Genomic DNA, 20,697 nt, shown 5'->3' with positions numbered 1-20,697 from the left:
GTGACGATGAGAGATAGTTTTTTTGTCGGGGCGTTTTCGTTTGCCAGTGATAGATGAGTTGCAGGCCGCGGGACAGGCCCCTGGATTGCAAATGCTCTATTTCTTCTTGGGATGTCGAACGAAAAATCCTCGTCCGAACAGGTGATGCCGCGCTGGTTTGCATGCCGTATGCGCATCGTTGTGTTGCGGTCGTTTGATACGGCATGACGACAAGGAAACAGGCATCGTGCCGGGCTGCTTGGCCGGTGGGGTGATCGTTACCCATGGCTCATGATGCTGCTGCTTGCCCCAGGAGAACCGTCTTGAAAATCAAATTGGGTATAGGTGATAAGCCCTAGCTTTCCATGACCAGATCCCGCCGGAACTGCCTTAGTATTACTCACAATCGCGAGAAAAATCATCGCGTTATACCAAAGTAGGAGACAGTGCAGATGACGCCGGCTTGGGTGGTGTTGGCTTCCTTGATTTACGCTGCGATTTTGTTTGCGATTGCCTGGTTCGGGGATAGAAACCCCTTGTATACCCAGCGCCCCTGGCTGCGGCCCATGGTCTATAGCCTGGCTTTGGCGGTGTACTGTTCCTCGTGGACGTTTTACGGCGCGGTAGGGTCGGCGGTCCGGTACGGCATCGGTTTTCTGCCTATTTATCTGGGCCCGATATTGATGCTGCTGTTTGGCTGGCGAATCATCGAACGTCTGGCGCTGGTCGCCCAATCCCAAAATACCGTGTCCATTGCGGACTTTATGGCCAGTCGTTACGGACGCTCTCAACGTCTGGCGGCGATGGTGGCAGGTATTGCCGTGGTGGCGGCCGTGCCGTACTTGGCCCTGCAGTACAAGGCGGTGGCCCTAAGTCTGAGCGTGCTGGCCGGGACCGAGTTTCATGCAGGCCTGTTGGGCGACCCGGCCCTGTACGTGGCGATCCTGATGGCCCTGTTTTCCATTTTGTTCGGAACGCGGCAAGTCGATGCCACCGAGCACAGACCGGGTCTGATGCTGGCCGTGGCGTTTGAGTCGGTGGTCAAACTGGTGGCTTTGCTCGCGGTAGGCCTGTTTGCGGTGCGCTGGTTTGCCCACACGGAGCTCGATATGGTGGGGGCGGTCAGCACCTTGTTCGAAAACAGTCCACCGGTGGGATTCGTCGGTCAAACCCTGTTGGCATTTGCGGCGATCATTTGCCTGCCCCGGCAGTTCCATGTGGCTATTGTGGAGTGTGGAGACGTGGTGGACATACGGCGCGCACGCTGGCTGTTTGGAGCCTACCTGATCGTGGTCAGTCTTATGGTCTTGCCGATTGCCGCGGCCGGGGTCAGCTTGTTTGGTACTGGAGCCCAGGGGGTGGCGCCGGATAGTTTTGTGCTCGCCTTGCCCTTGTCGCAAAACCAGGTGGGACTGGCCCTGATGGTGTATATCGGTGGTTTCTCGGCGGCGACAGGCATGGTCATTGTGACCAGTGTGGCGCTCTCGACCATGGTGAGCAATGATCTGGTGATGCCCTTGCTGCTGCGTCGTGGCTGGGCGCAGTATCAGCAAAGCACAGTGGCTTCTACGGTTCTTTGGATTCGGCGTGTCGCCATTATGGTGCTGGCCGGCGTGGCTTACGGCTATTACATGCTTAGCGGCAGCGATACGACCTTGGCGGCCTATGGCTTGATGGCGTTTGTGGCGGTCGCCCAGTTCGGGCCTGGCCTGATAGGAGGGCTGTATTGGCGAGGAGCCAGCCGACAGGGCGTGGAGGCGGGGCTTTTGCTGGGCTTTGCCATCTGGGTCTATACCTTGCTGTTGCCTACCTTGGCCGAGGTGGGATGGTTGGCGGATGACTGGCTGCACCAGGGGCCCTGGGGATTGGCCTGGCTACGACCTTATCATCTGTTTGGCGTTGAAGGGTGGGACCCCTTAACCCACGGCACTTTCTGGTCTCTGCTATGCAATATCAGCGCATTCTTGTGGGTGTCCTGGCGCCGGCGGCCGAGCCTGGGCGAGCGCCTGCGCGCCGAGCCTTTCCTGAATCCCTATGCGGAGCGGCAAACCCTGGCAGCTCGTCATGCTTATGGGGATTTGTCGGTGCAGGATCTGCAGGTGTTGGCTGAACGGATTGTTGGTAAAAAAATGGCAAGGCGGGCGTTTGAGACCCAGGCACGGCAAATGAAACAGCCGCTGGAGCCGGGACTGCGGGCAGATAGCGCCTGGGTGCATTTCACGGAACTGTTGTTGGCGGCAGCGGTGGGGGCGGCCTCGGCTCGTCTGGTTTTGACCAGTGCCTTGCGCGGTTCAGGCATGGAGGTGGCCGCTATCATGGCCGTGCTGGATGAGGCCGGTCAGGAGTTGCGTTTTAATCGGGATATCTTGTTGGCGACGCTGGAAAATATTGATCAGGGCGTCAGTGTGGTCGATGCAGATATGCGTCTGGTCGCCTGGAACCAGCGCTACCAGCAGTTATTCGATTACCCGCCCAGTATGTTGTATGTGGGACGGTCCGTGGCCGACCTGATTCGCTTTAATGCCGAACGGGGCAAGGTCGATGGCGTAGAGAGCATCGGGGTGGAACAGGCCATTGCTCGCCGGATTCAGTTTATGCGCGAGGGTTCCTCTTATGTGACCCAACGCATGCTCAATGACCGGCAAGTGATCGAACTGCGAGGCCGGCCCCTGCCCGGCGGCGGCTATGTCACCAGCTATAGCGACATCACCCATTACAAGCGGGTCGAGCGTGAGTTGCGGGAGATGAATGACAGTCTGGAGCAGCGCGTCGCCGTGCGTACGCAAGAGGCGGAAAAAGCTCAGGAGTCCCGAACCCGTTTCTTGACGGCTGTCAGCCACGATGTCCTGCAACCGATTAACGCCGCACGTCTGTTTGCTTCGGCCTTGCGCGATACACACGATCTTGCCGAAATGCCCAATCTGGCCGAGCGCGTCGATACATCTTTGCGTACCGCGGAGGAATTGCTGGAGGGTCTGCTGGATATTTCCCGTCTGGATGCCGGAGCCTTGAAGCCCGATCTGGGGGTGATCAATGTTCAGCACTTGTTGCAGCATCTGGCGGATCAATATGCGCCCATGGCGGCTCGGCGCGGCATTCAATTGCGGATTCACGCCCGTCCTTTGTCGGTGTATAGCGATCATCGCCTGCTGCGGCGGGTGCTGCAGAATTTTCTGGCCAATGCCTTGCGCTACACACAGGAAGGCCGGGTGGTGTTTGGCGTGCGGGTTCGGGGCGAAGAGCTGGAGTTCCAGGTCTGGGATTCAGGCCAGGGCATTCCGCCGCATCATATTCAGCAGATTTATGCGGAGTTCCATCGTTACGAGCAAGCCTTCGACTGGGATGGCCGGGGCCTGGGATTGGGCCTGTCCATTTGCCAGCGTATTGCGGTCTTGCTGGGGCACACGCTGGATGTGCGATCCGAGGTGGGGCGCGGCAGCATGTTCTCCATTCGCGTTCCCTTGAGCCACGCGACGCAAGCCAGCAGTCACCCAAGTAACGATTCCAGCAAGCCTGCCGATGGCTTGCCGTTAAAGGGCTTGCGAGTGCTGTGTCTGGACAATGATCTGGATATTATCGCGGGTATGGAAGTGCTGCTGGGCCGCTGGGGAGCGCAAATCATTACCGCCAATACGGTAGATCGTGCTTTGGAGACCATTTCCTTGAACCCCGATGTCTTGCTGGTGGATTATCACTTGCATGATCGGCTGGACGGTTTGCAGGCACTGCAATTGTTGCGCCTGCATTTGCCTCATGCGCAAGGCGCGTTGTTGACGGCGGATGGGAGTGATGAGCTGAAAGCAGCAGCTCGACAATATGGCTATCTGGTGTTGACCAAGCCGGTAAAGCCCGCTTCGCTGCGAGCTTTTTTGACCGCGCAAATTAAAACGTATTAGCGTCCTGGGATTCGTCCTGGTTCAGGCCAAGATGGCTGGCCATCAAGACGGCCTGGGTGCGATTGGAAGCACCCAGCTTGCGCAAAATGGCCGTCATGTGTGCCTTGATGGTGGCCTCCGAGACATTGAGCTCGTAGGCAATCTGCTTGTTCAGTTGCCCGGTGCTGAGCATTTGCAGTACGCGAAATTGCTGAGGGGTCAGCTCGCGCAACTTCGCGGCGACTTCACGCTCGTCCAGGCTGATGCCGGGGGCGGAAGAACCGATTTCCGGCAGCCAGGTGCCGCCATCCAGAACGACTTGCAGGGCGATACCCAGCGTTTGCGCATCAATGGATTTGGGAATGAAGCCCATGGCGCCGTGATCCATGGCGCGGCGCATGAAGCGGGCCTCTTCATGGGCCGTGACCAGAATGATGGGCAGGCAGGGGTAGGTCGCACGCAAATGGACCAGTGCACTGAAGCCGATTGCCCCAGGTATATCCAGGTCCAGCAAGAGCAAATCGGCGTCAGGATGGTCGTCGACCAGCGGATATAGATTGGAGATGCGATCCGCTTCGTAGATGGCCGTGCCGGGAAACAGACTGGCTACGACACCTCGTAACGCTTCCCGAAATAGCGGGTGATCGTCCGCAATGAGCAGTTCATTCATGTGGGGATTATGCCATGTTCAAGTATCTGCAAGGATGCCCGCCCGGATGAGCTGTGTATCCGTAAAAACAGGGCACCGAAATGCCCTGTTTTTTCTTGCATGCTGACTGAATCAGCGTCAAAGCCTTAGTGAGCGCTGGCGCTGGCAGCCCCAATACCGGTTTGACTGCGTACGGTCAGGGCCTCGAACGCGGCGCGCTCTTTGACTGCGCGTGCGCTGTTATCCAGTGTTGAGAACAGCCAGATCGAGAAGAAGGCCAGCGGGATGGACAAAATGCCTGGGTTGGGGAAAGGGGTGATAGGCTCGGCAAATCCGAAGACATCTACCCAGACGGTGCTGCTCAAAACGACCCATGCGGTGGCGGTGACCAGCCCCAGAAAGCCGCCAATGGTGGCACCACGGGTGGTGCAGCCACGCCAGGCGATCGACAACACCAGAACCGGGAAGTTGGCGCTGGCCGCAATCGCAAAGGCCAACCCCACCATAAAGGCCACGTTTTGGTTTTCAAAAATGATGCCCAGCAAAATGGCCAGTACGCCCAAGACCACGGTGGAGATGCGCGAAATGCGCATCTGGTCTGTCTCGGTGGCTCGTCCCTTGGCAATGACGTTGGCGTACAAGTCATGCGAAATCGCGGCAGCGCCCGCCAGCGCCAGGCCGGCCACCACGGCGACAATGGTGGCGAAAGTGACGGCGGCCAGAAAGCCCAGCAGCAGGTTGCCACCGACAGCATTGGCCAGGTGGACCGCGACCATATTGGTGCCGCCAATCAGGTCGGTCAACATATTGAAGGAACCGTCAGGGCCGGTATGGAAGTACTCGGGGTGTCTGACCAGCAAGGCAATGGCGCCAAAGCCGATGATGAAGGTCAGCAGGTAGAAGTAGCCAATGAAGCTGCTGGCATAAATCACCGATTTACGGGCTTCCTTGGCGTCGGCCACGGTGAAAAAGCGCATCAGGATATGCGGCAGGCCGGCTGTACCAAAGGCCAAGGCAATGCCCAGGGACAGCACGTTAAGTGGGTTGCGACTGACCGCCGCGCCCGGCTCCAGAATGGCATGGCCGGTCGGGTGAGTGGCAACGGCCTTCGCCAGCATGGTATCCACGTCCCAATGGAAAGCAGCCAGCACCAGAACCGTCATCAAAGTGGCGCCAACCAGCATCAGTACGGCCTTGATGATCTGTACCCAGGTCGTGGCGGTCATGCCGCCAAAGGTCACGTAAATCATCATCAGCGAACCGACAATGACCACCGCCACGTTGTAGTCCAGCCCGAACAGCAGCACGATCAGTTTGCCAGCCCCCACCATTTGTGCGATCAGGTACAGGGCAATAATCAGCAAGGATGCGCTGGCCGCCAGAATGCGCATGGGATTTTGGGACAGACGAAACGAGGTCACGTCGGCAAAGTTGTAGCGGCCCAGATTGCGCAGTCGCTCGGCAATCAGAAACATGACGACCGGCCAGCCAAACATAAAGCCGATGGCATAGATCATGCCGTCAAAGCCGCTGACGTACACCATGCCCGCAATCCCCAGAAAAGAGGCGGCGGACAGATAATCCCCGGCAATCGCCAGTCCGTTCTGAAAGCCGGTCAGGCCACCGCCCGCGGTATAAAAGTCTGATGTGGTGCGGGTGCGTCGTGCGGCCCACCAGGTAATGGCCATGGTCCCGGCAATGAAGATCAGGAACATGACAATGGCAGAGGTATTGGCCTGACCGGGCGAGGCGGCCATTGCATGGCTGCTGGCCAAGCTGAACAGGCCCAAGCTCATGAGTAAGGTTCTCATGTCACGTCCCTCATGATTTGCGCCAGCAAGGGGTCATAGACCTTGTTGGAGATGTAGACGAACAGGGACACCAGAACAACCGCGCTGAGCAGCACAATGGCGGCGCTCAGCACGCCAATCGTCATTGTCATGGAGCCGACGGGACGGCTGAAAAGCTCGGGGTCAAAAGCCAGTGTCAGAATAAAGCCGGCGTACACAATCACGGTCAGACCAAAGAAGATCAGGCTCATGCGGTTGCGTTTTCGAAGCAGCTCTTGATAGGCCGGGTGTTGGGTCACTGCCGTGACGGCAGGATGGGCTGAATTCATGGTTGGTGTCTCCTTATGGGGTTTGATGATTCTTGGCATCGAGGCTCTCTACCTACAGGACGTACAGAGAGTGGGCGCGTGAGGGCGCTCTGTGTACAGCATGTATAAAACGAATCAGCTTTTCCCGACAGGCGACTTTGGTCGTAGAGGAGGGGGGCAGGGCGGCGCGTTGGGCGACTTCTTGGGTGCCCCTGCCCGTGTCATTCAAATACTGTCTCGGCCGGTGATGGTGCTTGTTTCGACTCATCCCGATCAAGGGCGTTGCATACGTTCGCGATCTCGGACAACAGCAGATGAGATAGGCTTGCCGCCGCCAGCGCATTGTCAGGCGTCTGTTCAGAACCGGGCTGACAGGGCAGGGGCCAGCGGCTTTTGGGGCGTTCCTTGTAATCCTGGTCGGTGATCAGCACGATGTTTGCGCAGCGTGTTTCCAGGCGAAGCATGAGCGCTGGCATGCCCTCAGCTCGGGGATGCAGGTTGAAAATTATCACGACATCCTGGTGCTGAATGTCCGCCAGGTATTCGCAGACCGTCTGACCGGCGCCCGGGATCAGCCGCACCCCGGGCATGAGCTTGGACAGATGCCAGTAGAAATGCCCTGCCAGAAAGTAGTTTGCCTGCAAGCCCAGTACCCAGATTTGTCGTGCGCCACGGATGGCCTGGCTGGCCTCTTGCAGGACTGAATGGGACAGATGACGATACGTGTTGCTCAGCTTGTTGTAGCCATCTTGCAAATGGGATTGCAGGCTTGCCTCACCCACAGACAGTTGGGGGCTCGGCGAGAGAAGAGTGTCATCGGTTTTTTCCGTGCGAATCTGCCTGCGTGCCGCCTCGTAGTTGGCGTAGTCCAGGCGACGAATGAGGCGCGTGACGGTTGCGTTGGAGACTTGCGCCAGGCTGGCCAGTTCCGAGGCGTTATAACTGGACAGATCACCGGGGAAATCCAGCGCGAACTGGGCCAGACGGCGCTCGGAGGCGGGTAGATCAGTAAGGATGGCGCGGACGCGGTCAAGAAAAGAGAGTGGGCGCTTGTCGGGCATGGTGTGGGGCGAGGCCCTGTTTTGGAGTTGCGAAAAACGAGCCTGCAGGGAACCGCGGGTTGGGTTCGTCTTGTTTGACGGCGTGTCATTGATTCACAAGGTAAGCCGGTAGTTTGTTCTATAGAAAGTCAGCTGATGGCTTTGAAGTAATCCTGTGCGGCAAGCAAGGCATCGCTCAAGGAGCCATGCACAAATTCCGTGCTGATCGCGACCATCAGGTTCGCAGGCAGACCGAAGTCCTCGATCAGGGCGCCGTTGCGGTCGCGCCAGGTCTGGCTGGCAGGGTCCAGAACGACTGGGCTGTAGTGCTCGCGCACCAGATCCAGTACCGTATCGGCTGTGGAGCGGTATGTGAATACCGGCAGGCCCTGAGCTACCGCGTAGCCGATTTCAAAAGCCGTGCCCGTGTCGATCTCCGCGCCCCTGAACGCCGTGATATTGGCCACGACTGCATCGGCCTGATCCAGTAGGCGGATATTGTGGTGATAGATGGCAGAGGCCTCAATCTCTTCCTGATCAACGGGGTGCAGAGGCTGAAAACCAAAGTCTCGCACCAGTTGCTTGTGCAGTTTGGCACGCTCGACAGCGTCGCTGAAAAACACATCAGGACCCGCTAAATAGATACGCTTCATCGTGGCTCCTTGTTGGTTTTGGGAAGGCAGGCAACCAGGGGCCGCGTGGGCCCGGACGCTGATCTGCAGCGGAGGCACAACGAGGCCCTGTGGTGTCGGTCATGATCTACGTGATGATATACGATTCAAACCGTGGGAGCAGAACATCGGCGAGAGGTTTTTCCGGCCACCAGGACTCAATCGGATTCGCTGCGGCGGTACACGCTAAGGGCAAGCCCCAGCCCGGCCAGCATGCCTGCACAGCCTCGGTTTAGCCAGCGCATGGCCTGGCCCGAGAGCAGGCGCATGGCGTGATGTCCTCCCAGGGCGTAGACACTCATTAAGGCAATATCAATCAGGGCGGTGACCAATGCCAGCGTAATGTATTGAATGGCGATCGGGCTTTCAGGCCGGATGAACTGGGGTAAAAAGGCCGAAAAAAACAGCAAGGCTTTGGGGTTGGACAGAGCCACCAGTAAAGAACGCAGGAAGGCGGCCCGACCCGTACGGACTTTCTCTGTGGAGGGTTGCGACGGGACGGCGCTTACAGGGGCATGCCAAAGACCATAGGCCAGATAAAGCAGATAGCCGGCGCCAACCCATTTCACCAACGTGAAAAGCTGCTCGGAAGCCAGCAGCAGGGCGCCCAGCCCCCCGCCTACCGCGGCGATCAGAATCAGATCCGAGAGCGCGGCACCCGCAATTCCGCAGGCGGCAATGCGTTTGCCGCCATGGGCGCCATTGTTCAGGGCGAGCAGCATGGTCGGCCCAGGCATGACGGTGACAGCGGCCACGGCAACGACATACAGAGAGAGACTGGTTAAATCCACAAAGACTCCTTGAAAAGAACCGGGCGACAAAAGTGGGCGGTAAGAGGGGCCACGCGGGAGCAGGGCCGGGTTTTGAATGGATGCAGTCGTTCAGCAGGAGTTAAGCATAAAAAAGGCCAGCCTGAATGGCTGGCCCCCGTTGCATTAGGCCCTCATTCAATCAGGCCTGGCCTGGTTCGAGCGTTGCCGCAGCCGTGAACAGCACGTCGGTAGATGAGTTCAAGGCAGTCTCTACGGAGTCCTGCACCACCCCAATCACAAACCCGACTCCGACCACTTGCATGGCGACATCATTGGAAATTCCGAACATATTACATGCCAGAGGAATCAGCAGCAAAGAGCCACCAGCCACACCGGAGGCGCCGCAAGCGGCAATGGTGGCCACCAGGCTCAACAACAGCGCGGTAGGCAGGTCGGCGGGGATTTCCAGCGTATGTACCGCAGCCAGGGTCAGAACGGTAATGGTGACGGCTGCGCCGGCCATATTGATGGTGGCACCAAGCGGAATAGAGACCGAGTACGTGTCCTTGTGCAAGCCCAAGCGCTCGCACAATGCCATGTTCACCGGAATATTGGCGGCGGAGCTGCGGGTGAAAAAAGCGGTGATCCCGCTTTCACGCAGGCAGGTAAAGACCAGTGGATAGGGGTTGCGACGCAGTTTGGCAAACACGATGATGGGATTGATGATCAGGGCAACAACCAGCATGCAACCCACCAGCACGATCAGCAGCAGGCCGTACTGGCGCAGCGCCTCAAAACCGGACTCTGCAATGGTGACCGCCACCAGCCCAAAAATCCCCAAAGGCGCAAAGCGGATGACCAGACGCACCAAGGAGGAGACGGCATTGGCCATATCAGTGAGCAAATCACGTGAGCCTTGGGAGCCGTGCTTCAAGGCCAGGCCCAGCGCAATGGCCCAGGCCAGGATACCCATGTAGTTGGCGTTGAGCAGGGCATCGACCGGGTTCACGACAATGCTGGTCAGCAGGTCGAGCAAGACTTCAATAATATTGCCGGGCGGGTTCAAGGTAGAGTTGGCCAGATCCAGTTTCAGCGTGACGGGAAACGCGAAGCTGGCGATGACGGCCACCAGAGCGGCCAGAAAAGTTCCCAACACATACAGCACCAGGATAGGACCCATGCGGGTAGAGGACTGGACCTTTTGATTGGCGATGGAGGACATCACCAGCACGAACACCAAAATGGGCGCGACCGACTTCAAGGCAGAGACAAACAACTGACCGAGCAGGGCGATGGAGTGCGCGGCGTCCGGCGCAAAGCGCCCCAGCAAAATACCGGCGATCAAACCGATCACAATTTGCGTTACAAGGCTGCCATGCAGGATAAAGCCTAGTAGGCCTCTGGCTTGATGGGCGGGGTGGGCCATGAAAAGCGACTCCAGACAAAAGGGGAGGGATGAGGTACGTGAAAAACGCCCTGGCGAGGACTCAGCCAGAGCGCGAAAGAGGTTTATTCTAGCACTTTGGGCTATGCAATTTGTAGCCAATGTGGTATGGTTACTAATCCACATGGGGTCGACATGGCTTCGACGTGGGTCAAGAAGCAGATCAGGGCGTGTCGAGCACCAGTACGCTCGTAAATCCACTGGAAAACTACAAACGCCAACGACGAGCGTTTCGCTCTAGCCGCTTAAGGCTGGGCCACTGCACTAATTTGTCTTTGGGTTAGGTAGGGCAACCTACAGCAGTGTTATTTACAAAGAATCGAATCGGGCTGCGCCACGAAGTCCGGTTCTAAAACTTAGTGGATCGCCAAGGAAAGGCCTGTCAATTGGCATAATCCAAGGTTAAAACTTAAAGTTAATTGACTACACATGTAGAACTGTCTGTGGACGGCTTGCGGACGGGGGTTCAATTCCCCCCGACTCCACCAAGAAATCCTGAAAAACCAATGACTTAGCGGTCATTGGTTTTTTCTTTTTGGGGCTGTTTTAGCATGGGCTGGGCACGATCATCAGATGACCTTTTTAATAGCAGATCCAGCAATGGCGGGACTGAATGCTTGTTCGGCCCTGGACTCTGTCCCAATGTCCGCGTCCGGCATCCATCTTCCATAAATTCTGGCGATCATTGTTCAGTCACTGCTGCCCATCTGACTGAGCACCCACAACGGGTGCTCACCCGCCGACAGCATCATGGAAGCATAGGTGTGGCGGGTTTGGTAAGGGCACCTGTAACGCCCATCTGCTTTTTTCAGAATTGATACCCACACTTTCCGAAACTGCTGGTCGCCAGTCCAGCGTGGCCAATTCTACGGCAGCCCTGGTTTTTCAGTGCGCTCGACCCCGTAGACGCCCCGGTGTCGGTCTATATAGGCATTTACTTCTTGAGCTCGCGGTCGAGTGCCGCCTGGTCAATAAAAGCGCTGGCCGACTCCAATAACTTGTTGGTCCGGCGTAGCGCCCTGTTTTCGCGCTCTATGCCTTCCTGCGTTCGCGTTCGCTGCTGGTCATGCCATCACGCCTGCCGCTGTCGATCTCGCTGCGCTTGACCTAATCGAGCAAAGCGGCCGGTACGCAACCGATTTTCGGCGCAATAGACTCAACACCCGCCCACAGCGACGGGTACTCACCACGGTGTGCTCCTTTACCAAGCGCACGACACGCTCACGGACTTCAGGGGGAGCTTGTTCGTGCCCCATTCCCTCGACGCTTGGAGCCTACTCTAAACCTGGGGCGATTCATTTCATGCGATGGAAAAGCCCGTAAGTTTCCAAAGGCTTAAGCGCTCGATAAACCTGCGTTGGGGCCGTTTGGACATGTTCCCGCAGTTTGTCTAGGAGGGCATCAGCGATTAAGAGTGCGTCTGACTGCTCCTATGTCATAACGACTCGTTGCTGATTGATGGTAGGTTGTATCCCAAGTACACATCATTATATAAACATTATGTTATAACGTATCAATTATGGGGCGAAGTTATGTTCTCACAGGGATATAAACGGACATTAAGTAGGTGGACGAGGAAAAAAATTGCGGATAGAAAGTTATTGTTCAGACGAAGCGGCCCAGAGGTGGCTAAAATTCAAAGAATAACGTTTTGAATAAAAACTCTTTCTACGGCTTATGTTGAATGGATTCATGATTTCGATTTGAAGATATGCCAGTCAGTGCACATGCCTTAGCGCCGACACGTTCAATAGAAAAACGATATTTTTCATTAAACGGATAGCAGCATGATATTCGTAATGCGTTGTTATATCGAGAGTTAGGTGAATATAATGCGCCTGGAGTAAGGCAAATATTTTCTTTAAGCATCTCGATATGTAGCTCAACGGTATCTATATTTCCAGGTATTTCTACCCAGAAAACAAATCCACCTTGTGGTTTTGTGGTGCGGGTTCCTGCAGGGAAATAGTTCGCTATTAGCGATTGTGCTTGAGCCATATTTTGTTGGTAGCGTTTACGTAGTTTTCGCAAATGATGATCGTAGCCACCAGATTCTAAAAATAAGGCGATGGTCTCGCACAGTAACCTAGACTCGGTCATTGAAAGCTGGTTTTTAAGACGCTGTACTTCTTGATTGAAGCGTCCAGCGCAGATCCAACCAATTCGGAAGTCTGGGGCTAGGGTTTTAGTGAAACTTGAGCAAAAAATAATCCAGCCATCGGAATCAAATGCCTTAACCGCTGGTAAGGTCTGATCAAAATGAAGTTCACAATACAGCCCATCTTCAATAAGAGGAACCTGATATTTGTTCACTAATTTGGCCAACTGTTGCTTGGATTTGAGAGGCATGCTGCAACCAAGAGGATTGTGCAAATTAGGCATGCAGACAATGGCCTGAATTTTATGGTCCTTCATTAATAACTCTAAAGCTGTAAGGTCTAAGCCGGTCTCAGAATCCGTGGGAACTTCAATTACATTCAATCCTAATGTGGCTAATAAAGGTATTAAATAAAAATAAGTAGGGGACTCTAGGGCAACGCAATCACCAGATTTGGTGGTTGCCAAGAGCGCCAAATGCAATGCATCTATACAACCGTGTGTAATAGTGATTTCGGTGATATCAGTAATAGCACCAACATCGAGCATCCGTCTGGCTATCTGGTGTCGTAAATTTAAGCTACCAGGTGGCAATGCGTACTCACAAATCATATTGTGTTGGCGCCGGACGATCTGACTCATGATTCTACTCAGCTTTTCACTTGGATAAAACTCAGAGTCATGCTTTGGGCAGGCTAGAGAAATATTTGTGAAAGCTGGATTTTGTTGAGTGGCAAAAGTCGTTTCAATTAGCTGCAATACGCCTTGAGTAGGAGGTGCGCTGGCACTTTCTATAGGAAACGTTTGTTTAAGGCGAGGGACTTGTTCACGTACATAAAAACCTGATTGTGGCCGTGCCTGTATCAGTCCTTGGTCTTCTAAATGGCGGTATGCGGCAACAACAGTGTTGGCACTAACTGAGTAAGTTTTTGCGGTTTGCCTTACCGACGGAAGTCTTGAGCCGGCTTTAAAAGTTCCTGAGCTAATCGCCTGGTTTAGCTTATTACTCAACGTCAAATACAGTGATTCATCCATAGAATACTTCCTGTAAATATAGGGTTGTATAGGCACGCTCGGCCATTTTTTTGACTTCCGGTCTATCTATAGTCAACTGTAACCATAACAATAGCCTAGCACTGCTGCTATATCAACTAAAAAATTTAGATTAATCTTAGGTGGATGGATATAAACAAAACTGTTTAGGAAAAATTCATTTTTATTATGTTTATCTAAATAATGATTGGGTAGAAAAGTATTAAGGGCTGGCTATGACTGAGTTGCTAAACTATGTGGGAAATACTCCAATTATAAAAATAGAAAATATATTTAATCCGGATAGAGCTGGTGTTTATGTAAAGTTAGAAGAGTTCAATCCTGGTGGGAGTATTAAATCTAGACCTGGAGTGCATATGGTATTAGATGCACAAGAAAAAAAATTATTAACGAAAGACAAAATAATTCTGGAGCCGACAGGTGGTAATACTGGTTTGGGAATTACTATTGCCGCTATAGCTTTGGGGTATAAAGTTAATTTAGTAATTCCTGATAACTTCAGTAAAGAGAAAATAAAAAATTTAGAAAGTTATGGGGCTAAAATTATATTGTCTGATCACAATACTGGGCCAGGGTCGCATGTTAGGCTGGCGAGAGAAATATTGAATTCTGATAATAATTATATTTCTCTAGATCAGTTCTCTAATCCAGCTAATCCTTTGTCGCTGGAATTGGAACTGGCGGAACTTTAATGGGAGTGGGTAGGTATTTAAAAGGGATTAGTTCGGACACAAAGGTAATAGGTGTTCAACCCAGTGGATGTGATTTTAAAAATAATATTTTTATTCCGCATAAGATTGAAGCTATAGCGGTGGGTTTTATTCCTCCAATAGTAAATTTTAATCTTATTGATCATATGATAAATGTTGATTTCAATGAGGTAATGGAATTGAGGAGTTGGTTAAGTAAAAATAAAGGTATTTTTGTAGGTGTGTCATCAGGAGCAAATATTCTTGCTTCTCTTAAAGAGGCTAAAAAGTATAAAAAAGGAAAGATTATTGTTACTGTTGCCCCTGATAGTGGTAGGAGCTATATAGGCTATGAGTAAATGTAAAAATATGCCTATGCTTGCTATTTCAGATGAGGAGATAATTCTTTCAAAAGTGGTTGGGGTGTTAAGTAGATATAGTATTTATTATTTGAAAAGGAGTGAAATTCTTGATTTATGTTCAATGTTAATTATGGATATGAACGCGTTTCTTGAGAAAAATCCATCTGCAAATAATGATTATAGATTTCTTTTGCTGTCTTATTCGTCATTTGATGCGGTGATTGGATACCGGATATCAAATTATATTTTATTTAATTACGGAAAGGTTATCGAAGCAAAAAAAATATCGGAATATTTTAAGGTTAGAACAGGGATTGAGATACATCCAGCAGCCAGTATAGGTCATAGTTTCGTGATTGATCACGGGGTTGGTACCGTAATTGGAGAAACTTGCGTTATTGGAGATAATTGTTATTTTTTACAGCAAGTTATTTTAGGCTCTTCTCATATTGCATTTAACGAAAAAAAAAGCCGCCACCCTATTGTTGGGAATAATGTTGAAATTGGAGGGTTTGCTCGAATTTTTGGTAAGGTCCGTATTGGCAATAATGTCAAAATTTCACCTCACTCTATAATTAGATCTGATATTCCTGATAACTGTTCAGTAGTAATGGAAAGTAATGAGCAGAAAATAATTTTGAGAAATTAATGAAAAGTCGTTCGTTTTTTTTAACTATTTTTTTTGTTTCATGTCTGGCGACCGGAGGGATATTTGTAAAATTAAGTGATTTGGGGCCTGTTGCAACTGGGTTTTATAGGGTTCTATTTAGCATTCCAATATTGTATCCATTGCTTAAGTTTGAAAAAGGAAATCATTTATCTATAAGAGATAAGTCGTTGATATTTGTTGCTGGTATGTTCCTGGCAGGAGATTTAATTTTATGGAATATTTCTTTTCATTATACAACGGTAGCTAACGCAAACTTATTGGCTAACTTAGTTCCATTTACTATTGTTCCGGCTGCTTATTTTATTTATAAAGAAAAAATTTCTCGTAATTTTTTAATTAGTTTGATGGTTGCATTAATTGGGTTAGTGGTTTTGATAGAAGGGAAGGGGGATTTATCGAACGGTAGCTTATATGGTGATATGTTAGCGTTCGCTACATCTATTTTCTATGCTATTTTTTTGCTTATTGTTTATAAGGTCAGAGAAAAGGCAAGTGCTATTCAGGTAATGTATTACAGTGCATACGGATCTATAGTGGTACTTCTTATAAGTAGCCTTCTCATGGAAGGAGTTTCCTATCCTAATGATTTTGAAGCTTTGTGGCCATTGTTGGGTTTGGCCATATTTTCTCAGATATTAGGGCAAGGCGGTCTTAGCTATGTTTTAGGTGGTATATCTGTCAACTTAGCTGCTGTTCTCGTTCTGATGCAGCCTGTAATTTCAGCGATTTTATCTTATTTTATTTTTTATGAAACATTAACTGCACAAGAAATGTTTGGAATTTTTATTGTATTGACAGGTATTTTTTTAGTAAAAAAAGAAGGTTAAAAGATATTGAAAGGTAAATAATGCGTACAACAATCAAGCGTTATTATGAAAAGCCAGAAGAATTAGAATGTAAGGCTAGAATAGTGGGTATCTATGATTTAGCAATTGAGCTTGATCAAACTATAGCGTACCCGGAGGGTGGGGGGCAAGAAGGTGATCATGGCAAGATTCGATTGATTGAGAACCCTAATATAGCTATCGAATTTAATGATACTCAAATTTGTGATGCTATACCTATTTTTATTGATGGGTTTTCAGGTATTAAAACTGGTGGAATAATATTGCATAAAGTTGAAAATAGGGATGGGTTAATTAATTTTAACGTTGGTGATGAGGTTTTGTTGAGAATTGATCGTGATCGTAGAAGAAAAATGTCTTTAAACCATAGCGCAGCGCATATTTTGTACTGGGCTATTGATCTATGTCGTCCTGGGGTAGTTGGAAATACGATTGGTTGCCACATTAAAACTGATGGTGCCAGATTAGATTTTTTGGTTGAAGACCGTTTCAATCAAGAGGAAATAAATAAGATTGAAGAGCTTGCTAATGAATTAATCAGAGGGGGATGTTCGATAACGATGAGTTCACGAGAGGACTATCCGGATGCCCGTTATTGGGAATGTAATGGATATGTAATACCGTGTGGCGGGACGCATGTAAAAAATACTAACGAGCTGCCTCTGCTGAAAGTGCAGAGGAAGAATATTGGTAAAGGTAAAGAAAGATTGATTTTAGAGCCTATAAGCCAATCTTCTTAAATGAGTTTTCTTCTCTGGTTTCATATGAATCACTCCAGGAGTCGAGGAGCTGTTTGGTTAAAATACGGCCTTCACCGGCACAGCGCGCTAGAGTGGGTACGGTGATAGAGTTTCTTCAGCGCGCTTGACGATGGCTCCGCTCGACCCCGTAGACGCCCCGGTGTCGGTCTATATAGGCATTTACTTCTTGAGCTCGCGGTCGAGTGCCGCCTGGTCAATAAAAGCGCTGGCCGACTCCAATAACTTGTTGGTCCGGCGTAGCGCCCTGTTTTCGCGCTCCATGCCTTCCTGCGTTCGCGTTCGCTGCTGGTCATGCCATCACGCCTGCCGCTGTCGATCTCGCTGCGCTTGACCTAATCGAGCAAAGCGGCCGGTACGCAACCGATTTTCGGCGCAATAGACTCAACACCCGCCCACAGCGACGGGTACTCACCACGGTGTGCTCCTGTACCAAGCGCACGACACGCTCACGGACTTCAGGGGGAGCTTGTTCGTGCCTCATTCCCTCGAAGCTTGGAGCCTACTCTAAACCTGGGGCGATTCAACAGGGCGAATGAGAGCCTGTTTGTGATGCTCCGTGGTCCAAGCCTCGCATCATTTTTCCCGAACCCGGGATTTACAGCGTCATAATGGCCTCTTTAACGACAATAAAAGAGGAGCACAAGATGGCACGTTGGGTGTTTTATTCCGCAGCAGGTACCTGTGCGCTGGCAACACACATTGCCTTGTATGAGGCAGGTGCGGATGTCGAGGTGGTCAAGCTGGATTTCGCGGCTAATCAGCAGCAAAGCCCGGAGTTTTTGCGTATCAACCCCAAGGGGCGTGTCCCGGCGCTGGTGACTGAACAGGGGACATTGACTGAAACTCCGGCTTTGCTGGCCTTTGTGGCACAACGCTTTCCGCAGGCACAGTTGGCGCCTCTGGACGACCCTTTTGCTTTTGCTCGTTTGCAGGAGCTCAACAGTTATCTGGCATCGACGGTGCATGTCGCCCATGCACACAAGCGCCGGGGTGCCCGCTGGGCCGATGATCCCGCGGCCCACGAGGCCATGCGCCTTAAGGTTCCACAAAATATGACGGCGTGTGCTGCCTTTCTGGAGTCCCTTATTGTTGGACCTTGGGTGATGGGCGAGCAATTTACCGTTTCCGATGGCTATCTTTACACCGTGGGGAGCTGGCTTGAAGGCGATGAGGTGGAGATGAGCAGATTCCCCAGGCTGGTAGCCTATCTTCAGCGGGTTGGCGAGCGTGAGGCTGTGCGCAGAGCCGTGGCCGAGGCGGCGGCCTGAAGGCGTCGTGCTGGATCGAGCGTGCCGCGCACGACCAGACTGGGGCCGATCAGATCAGATCGGGATGGATCCGATCCGTCCTTGATCAGTCCTGTACAGGGCCTAAAGAGCTGCTGGCGGCGTTTTGCAGCGCGGCACCTATATTACGCAAGGTGTCAGATCGGATCGCGGCATGCTGCCAGTACAGGGGGACATCCAGCCAAAGGCCCGGGGCGACCAAGGCCAGTTCCCGGGCTGCCAGAGCGTCGCAAACCATGGAGTCCGGGGCCAGGCACCAGCCCAGCCCCAAGGCTGCTGCCTTCACAAAGCCGGTCGAGGTGGGCAGATAGTGGATGGGGGGGGCAAGCGTCACATCGGTGATCTGACGTATAAAACGCCATTGCAACTCGTCTTTGCGATTAAAGACAATCATGGGGGCTTGAGCCAGTGAGTCTGCCTGTGCCCCTTGACTAAAGTGTCGGCTGACAAAGGCCGCCGAGGCAATGGCCTGATAACGCATGATGCCCAAAGCCTGAACCTCACAGCCTTGCAAGGGTGTGGGCTCGGCAGTGACCGCGCCCAGCACAGAGCCATTTCGTATCAGCTCCAGCGTATGGTCCTGGTCATCAACCCGTACATCAAACAAGTAGCCGTGTGCCTGACTGAGCTGGGCCAGAGCTTGAAGGAACCAGGTGTCCAGTGAATCGCTGTTGACCGCAATAGCGATGGGGCGGTTCGTTCCATTTTTCTCGGGCAGGAAATCGGCGAGGGCCTCTGCTTCCAGAGCCTGCATGGGACGGACACGACGCAGCAGCAGTTCGCCTGCCGGTGTGGGGCGACAAGGCGGTTGGCGCAGGACCAGAACCTGCCCCAGCCTGTCTTCCAGTGCCTTGATCCGTTGTGAGATGGCAGAGCTCGTGATGTGCAGCCTACGTCCAGCTGCCTCGAAACTGCCTTCCTCCAGGACTGCTGTAAAGGCTCTTAGCTGTGGGTGCAGTAAATCCATGACAAGTCCGGAGTGATTAGTTTTTCTTAACTATGTAAAGAATAATTAGCTTTTCTTAATAGCTAAAGGATAGCACTATAAGGCGGTTTTCAAGTTCCGAGAGGGGAGCGGTATGTTTTTCTCTGTTGCAGCGACGGGTTTTTTGAGCGGAGCCGGCCTGATTATCGCTATTGGCTCTCAAAATGCCTTCGTGTTGCGGCAAGGTCTGGAGCGTCGCCATGTGGGTCTGGTGGTCGGTATTTGTGCGCTGGCTGATATTGTCCTGATTCTGGGAGGCGTTGCTGGTATTGGTACCTTGGTGCATGAGTGGCCAGGTCTGTTGCAAGTTCTGCGTTGGGGGGCCGCAGTCTTTCTGGCCTGGTATGGATGGAGGGCCGCCCAGCGGGCCTGGGCGGGCACGGGCAGTTTGCTAGCCGGTCAGGGAAGCGAGCGCAATCGCCGCCGTATAGTGCTAATGTGTCTGGCGTTTACTTTTTTGAATCCCCACGTTTATCTGGATACGATGGTGCTGTTGGGTAGCTTGTCCATGCCCTATCCGGGTCATTTGCAATGGGCGTTTGCCTTGGGCGCCTGTGCCGCCAGCCTGTGCTGGTTCCTGGCCCTGGGCTATGGGGCACGTTTGCTGCAGCCGGTTTTTCGTCAGTCCTTTGCTTGGCGAGTACTGGACGCCTGTATTGCGTTTTTTATGTGGGCCTTGTGCGCTTTATTGCTGTTGCGGCCGTTGTGAGAGTGAGCCAGGTTCTGCCCAGGCCCGATCTTTTTGTGGAATCCAAGAGTGGGGCTGCATCGTGGGACAGCTTTCTGAGATTCGATCGGCCCTGGCAAATGGTGTCCCCCGTCAAACAGACGTGCGGACGAGTCCTGATGCAGACACCTTGCCTCCCACCCTGAGATGGTCGAGAGGGGGGAGATGGCCGAGGTGTCTACCGTTCGCGCCGAGAGGTCGGGATGGGGTTTGCTGCCCTGCATTGCCCGGCCTCTATTCACCCTGGGGAAGCTGGGCTACCACCTTGATCTCGAACTGAAAACCCGATAGCCAGGGCACGCCGAGGCCGGTCAGGGCCGGGTAGGGCGCATCACCCCAGTAATCTGGCAAGACTTTCCACAAGGTGTCCAGATTCTTCTCGGGGTCGACCAGAAAGAGGGTCACGTCCAGCACATGCGCGAAGGTGCAGCCAGCGGCCGCCAATACGGCACGCAGGTTCTCGAAGGCCAGACGCATCTGTTGTTCCAGATCGGGTTCGGGCGTGCCATCTGGATGGCTGCCCACCTGCCCTGATACAAACAAAAAGCCATTGCAGCGCACCGCAGGCGAATAATGAGCACGTTCATACAAGGCGTGGCGCTCAGAAGGAAATACGGCTTGGCGTAAGGGAGTCATTCGGGGTTCCTCTACCGGCTTGAGTGGGTGAAGTTGATCAAGTCATTTACTGTAGGCGTTGGGCGTGGGCGGATAAAC

16 protein-coding genes, 1 other RNA gene, 3 pseudogenes and 2 other annotated features are annotated in these 20,697 nt (G+C 52.6%); of the genes and pseudogenes, 8 read left to right on the top strand and 12 right to left on the bottom strand.

Annotation, left to right across the window (positions count from 1 at the left end; translation table 11 throughout):
* Positions 1-431 precede the first annotated feature (431 nt).
* Positions 432-3,875: a hybrid sensor histidine kinase/response regulator gene (locus tag ACOZ42_RS10845; RefSeq protein WP_301605868.1), complete on the top strand. Its 3,444-nt coding sequence runs from the start codon at positions 432-434 to the stop codon at positions 3,873-3,875.
* Here ACOZ42_RS10845 and ACOZ42_RS10840 read toward each other — a convergent pair.
* The 7 genes from ACOZ42_RS10840 to sstT form a co-directional block, all read right to left on the bottom strand.
* On the bottom strand, positions 3,862-4,524 hold the full coding sequence (locus tag ACOZ42_RS10840; RefSeq protein ID WP_003802940.1) for a response regulator transcription factor: 663 nt from the start codon (positions 4,522-4,524) through the stop codon (positions 3,862-3,864). The two genes, ACOZ42_RS10845 and ACOZ42_RS10840, sit on opposite strands and share 14 nt — an antisense overlap.
* A gap of 125 nt (positions 4,525-4,649) precedes the next feature.
* Complete coding sequence (gene actP / locus ACOZ42_RS10835; RefSeq protein WP_426345124.1) at positions 4,650-6,314, bottom strand: cation/acetate symporter ActP; 1,665 nt, start codon at positions 6,312-6,314, stop codon at positions 4,650-4,652.
* Complete coding sequence (locus ACOZ42_RS10830; protein WP_240208545.1) at positions 6,311-6,622, bottom strand: DUF485 domain-containing protein; 312 nt, start codon at positions 6,620-6,622, stop codon at positions 6,311-6,313. Before ACOZ42_RS10830 ends, actP begins: the two co-directional genes overlap by 4 nt.
* A gap of 200 nt (positions 6,623-6,822) precedes the next feature.
* Positions 6,823-7,662 carry a MurR/RpiR family transcriptional regulator gene (locus ACOZ42_RS10825; protein WP_336579289.1) on the bottom strand — a complete coding sequence of 280 codons (840 nt, stop codon included), beginning with the start codon at positions 7,660-7,662 and terminating at the stop codon, positions 6,823-6,825.
* 128 nt (positions 7,663-7,790) lie between these two features.
* Positions 7,791-8,294 carry a nucleoside 2-deoxyribosyltransferase gene (locus ACOZ42_RS10820; RefSeq protein WP_003802946.1) on the bottom strand — a complete coding sequence of 168 codons (504 nt, stop codon included), beginning with the start codon at positions 8,292-8,294 and terminating at the stop codon, positions 7,791-7,793.
* 176 nt (positions 8,295-8,470) lie between these two features.
* A complete protein-coding gene (locus tag ACOZ42_RS10815; RefSeq protein WP_240208548.1) occupies positions 8,471-9,103 on the bottom strand; it encodes a LysE family translocator in 633 nt (210 codons plus the stop codon).
* A 160-nt stretch (positions 9,104-9,263) separates the two neighbouring features.
* Positions 9,264-10,490, bottom strand: coding sequence for a serine/threonine transporter SstT (gene sstT / locus ACOZ42_RS10810; protein ID WP_240208549.1), 1,227 nt, complete (start codon positions 10,488-10,490; stop codon positions 9,264-9,266).
* Between the two features lie 144 nt (positions 10,491-10,634).
* Between sstT and ssrA the strand changes: the two genes are divergently transcribed.
* Positions 10,635-10,996: a transfer-messenger RNA gene (ssrA, locus tag ACOZ42_RS10805) on the top strand.
* A 381-nt stretch (positions 10,997-11,377) separates the two neighbouring features.
* Positions 11,378-11,488, bottom strand: a sequence feature (AL1L pseudoknot).
* Here the strand turns inward: ssrA and ACOZ42_RS10800 are convergent.
* Positions 11,402-11,764: pseudogene (locus ACOZ42_RS10800) on the bottom strand (IS3 family transposase); the annotation flags it as partial. (Overlaps the previous feature by 87 nt.)
* A gap of 412 nt (positions 11,765-12,176) precedes the next feature.
* Positions 12,177-13,640 (bottom strand): PLP-dependent aminotransferase family protein, encoded by a 1,464-nt coding sequence (locus tag ACOZ42_RS10795; protein WP_426345123.1) that lies wholly within the window; start codon positions 13,638-13,640, stop codon positions 12,177-12,179.
* 233 nt (positions 13,641-13,873) lie between these two features.
* Between ACOZ42_RS10795 and ACOZ42_RS10790 the strand changes: the two are divergent.
* The 4 genes and pseudogenes from ACOZ42_RS10790 (at position 13,874) to ACOZ42_RS10775 (ending at position 16,964) form a co-directional block, all read left to right on the top strand.
* A pseudogene (locus tag ACOZ42_RS10790) lies at positions 13,874-14,706 on the top strand (PLP-dependent cysteine synthase family protein).
* Positions 14,699-15,358, top strand: a complete 660-nt coding sequence (locus tag ACOZ42_RS10785; protein WP_426345122.1) for a serine O-acetyltransferase — start codon at positions 14,699-14,701, stop codon at positions 15,356-15,358. Before ACOZ42_RS10790 ends, ACOZ42_RS10785 begins: the two are co-directional and overlap by 8 nt.
* Entirely contained in the window at positions 15,358-16,206 is an 849-nt protein-coding gene (locus ACOZ42_RS10780; RefSeq protein ID WP_426345121.1) for a DMT family transporter, read from the top strand. Before ACOZ42_RS10785 ends, ACOZ42_RS10780 begins: the two co-directional genes overlap by 1 nt.
* A gap of 20 nt (positions 16,207-16,226) precedes the next feature.
* Positions 16,227-16,964, top strand: a complete 738-nt coding sequence (locus ACOZ42_RS10775) for an alanyl-tRNA editing protein (RefSeq protein WP_426345120.1) — start codon at positions 16,227-16,229, stop codon at positions 16,962-16,964.
* Positions 16,965-17,063: 99 nt separating this feature from the next.
* Positions 17,064-17,190 (bottom strand) — a sequence feature (AL1L pseudoknot).
* On the opposite strand, the pseudogene ACOZ42_RS10770 reads toward ACOZ42_RS10775, so the two are convergent.
* Positions 17,104-17,466: pseudogene (locus ACOZ42_RS10770) on the bottom strand (IS3 family transposase); the annotation flags it as partial. Its footprint overlaps the feature before it by 87 nt.
* A gap of 163 nt (positions 17,467-17,629) precedes the next feature.
* Between ACOZ42_RS10770 and ACOZ42_RS10765 the strand changes: the two are divergent.
* Positions 17,630-18,253 carry a glutathione S-transferase family protein gene (locus tag ACOZ42_RS10765; RefSeq protein WP_003799093.1) on the top strand — a complete coding sequence of 208 codons (624 nt, stop codon included), beginning with the start codon at positions 17,630-17,632 and terminating at the stop codon, positions 18,251-18,253.
* 85 nt (positions 18,254-18,338) lie between these two features.
* Here the strand turns inward: ACOZ42_RS10765 and ACOZ42_RS10760 are convergent, their stop codons facing one another.
* Positions 18,339-19,238 carry a LysR family transcriptional regulator ArgP gene (locus tag ACOZ42_RS10760; RefSeq protein ID WP_426345119.1) on the bottom strand — a complete coding sequence of 300 codons (900 nt, stop codon included), beginning with the start codon at positions 19,236-19,238 and terminating at the stop codon, positions 18,339-18,341.
* Positions 19,239-19,350: 112 nt separating this feature from the next.
* Here ACOZ42_RS10760 and ACOZ42_RS10755 point away from each other — a divergent pair, with 112 nt between their 5' ends.
* A complete protein-coding gene (locus tag ACOZ42_RS10755; protein WP_003799097.1) occupies positions 19,351-19,965 on the top strand; it encodes a LysE/ArgO family amino acid transporter in 615 nt (204 codons plus the stop codon).
* Between the two features lie 252 nt (positions 19,966-20,217).
* Here ACOZ42_RS10755 and ACOZ42_RS10750 read toward each other — a convergent pair whose 3' ends face one another.
* Positions 20,218-20,619, bottom strand: a complete 402-nt coding sequence (locus ACOZ42_RS10750) for a RidA family protein (protein WP_003799101.1) — start codon at positions 20,617-20,619, stop codon at positions 20,218-20,220.
* Between the last annotated feature and the right edge of the window lie 78 nt (positions 20,620-20,697).

It is taken from the genome of Alcaligenes sp. HNGD-HTN06, assembly GCF_049932565.1.
Taxonomy (GTDB): Bacteria; Pseudomonadota; Gammaproteobacteria; order Burkholderiales; family Burkholderiaceae_B; genus Alcaligenes; species Alcaligenes ammonioxydans.
The sequence above is the reverse complement of the archived record's forward strand: the minus strand, read 5'-3'. Positions and strand labels throughout refer to the sequence as shown.

Excerpts from the sequence above, each read along its gene's own strand:
- ACOZ42_RS10830 (WP_240208545.1), bottom strand. The coding sequence starts at position 6,622 with ATGAATTCAGCCCATCCTGCCGTCACGGCAGTGACCCAACACCCGGCC.
- ACOZ42_RS10765 (WP_003799093.1), top strand. The coding sequence starts at position 17,630 with ATGGCACGTTGGGTGTTTTATTCCGCAGCAGGTACCTGTGCGCTGGCA.
- actP (WP_426345124.1), bottom strand. The coding sequence starts at position 6,314 with ATGAGAACCTTACTCATGAGCTTGGGCCTGTTCAGCTTGGCCAGCAGC.
- ACOZ42_RS10785 (WP_426345122.1), top strand. The coding sequence starts at position 14,699 with ATGAGTAAATGTAAAAATATGCCTATGCTTGCTATTTCAGATGAGGAG.
- ACOZ42_RS10760 (WP_426345119.1), bottom strand. The coding sequence starts at position 19,238 with ATGGATTTACTGCACCCACAGCTAAGAGCCTTTACAGCAGTCCTGGAG.
- ACOZ42_RS10755 (WP_003799097.1), top strand. The coding sequence starts at position 19,351 with ATGTTTTTCTCTGTTGCAGCGACGGGTTTTTTGAGCGGAGCCGGCCTG.
- ACOZ42_RS10845 (WP_301605868.1), top strand. The coding sequence starts at position 432 with ATGACGCCGGCTTGGGTGGTGTTGGCTTCCTTGATTTACGCTGCGATT.
- sstT (WP_240208549.1), bottom strand. The coding sequence starts at position 10,490 with ATGGCCCACCCCGCCCATCAAGCCAGAGGCCTACTAGGCTTTATCCTG.
- ACOZ42_RS10780 (WP_426345121.1), top strand. The coding sequence starts at position 15,358 with ATGAAAAGTCGTTCGTTTTTTTTAACTATTTTTTTTGTTTCATGTCTG.
- ACOZ42_RS10840 (WP_003802940.1), bottom strand. The coding sequence starts at position 4,524 with ATGAATGAACTGCTCATTGCGGACGATCACCCGCTATTTCGGGAAGCG.
- ACOZ42_RS10775 (WP_426345120.1), top strand. The coding sequence starts at position 16,227 with ATGCGTACAACAATCAAGCGTTATTATGAAAAGCCAGAAGAATTAGAA.
- ACOZ42_RS10820 (WP_003802946.1), bottom strand. The coding sequence starts at position 8,294 with ATGAAGCGTATCTATTTAGCGGGTCCTGATGTGTTTTTCAGCGACGCT.
- ACOZ42_RS10825 (WP_336579289.1), bottom strand. The coding sequence starts at position 7,662 with ATGCCCGACAAGCGCCCACTCTCTTTTCTTGACCGCGTCCGCGCCATC.
- ACOZ42_RS10750 (WP_003799101.1), bottom strand. The coding sequence starts at position 20,619 with ATGACTCCCTTACGCCAAGCCGTATTTCCTTCTGAGCGCCACGCCTTG.
- ACOZ42_RS10795 (WP_426345123.1), bottom strand. The coding sequence starts at position 13,640 with ATGGATGAATCACTGTATTTGACGTTGAGTAATAAGCTAAACCAGGCG.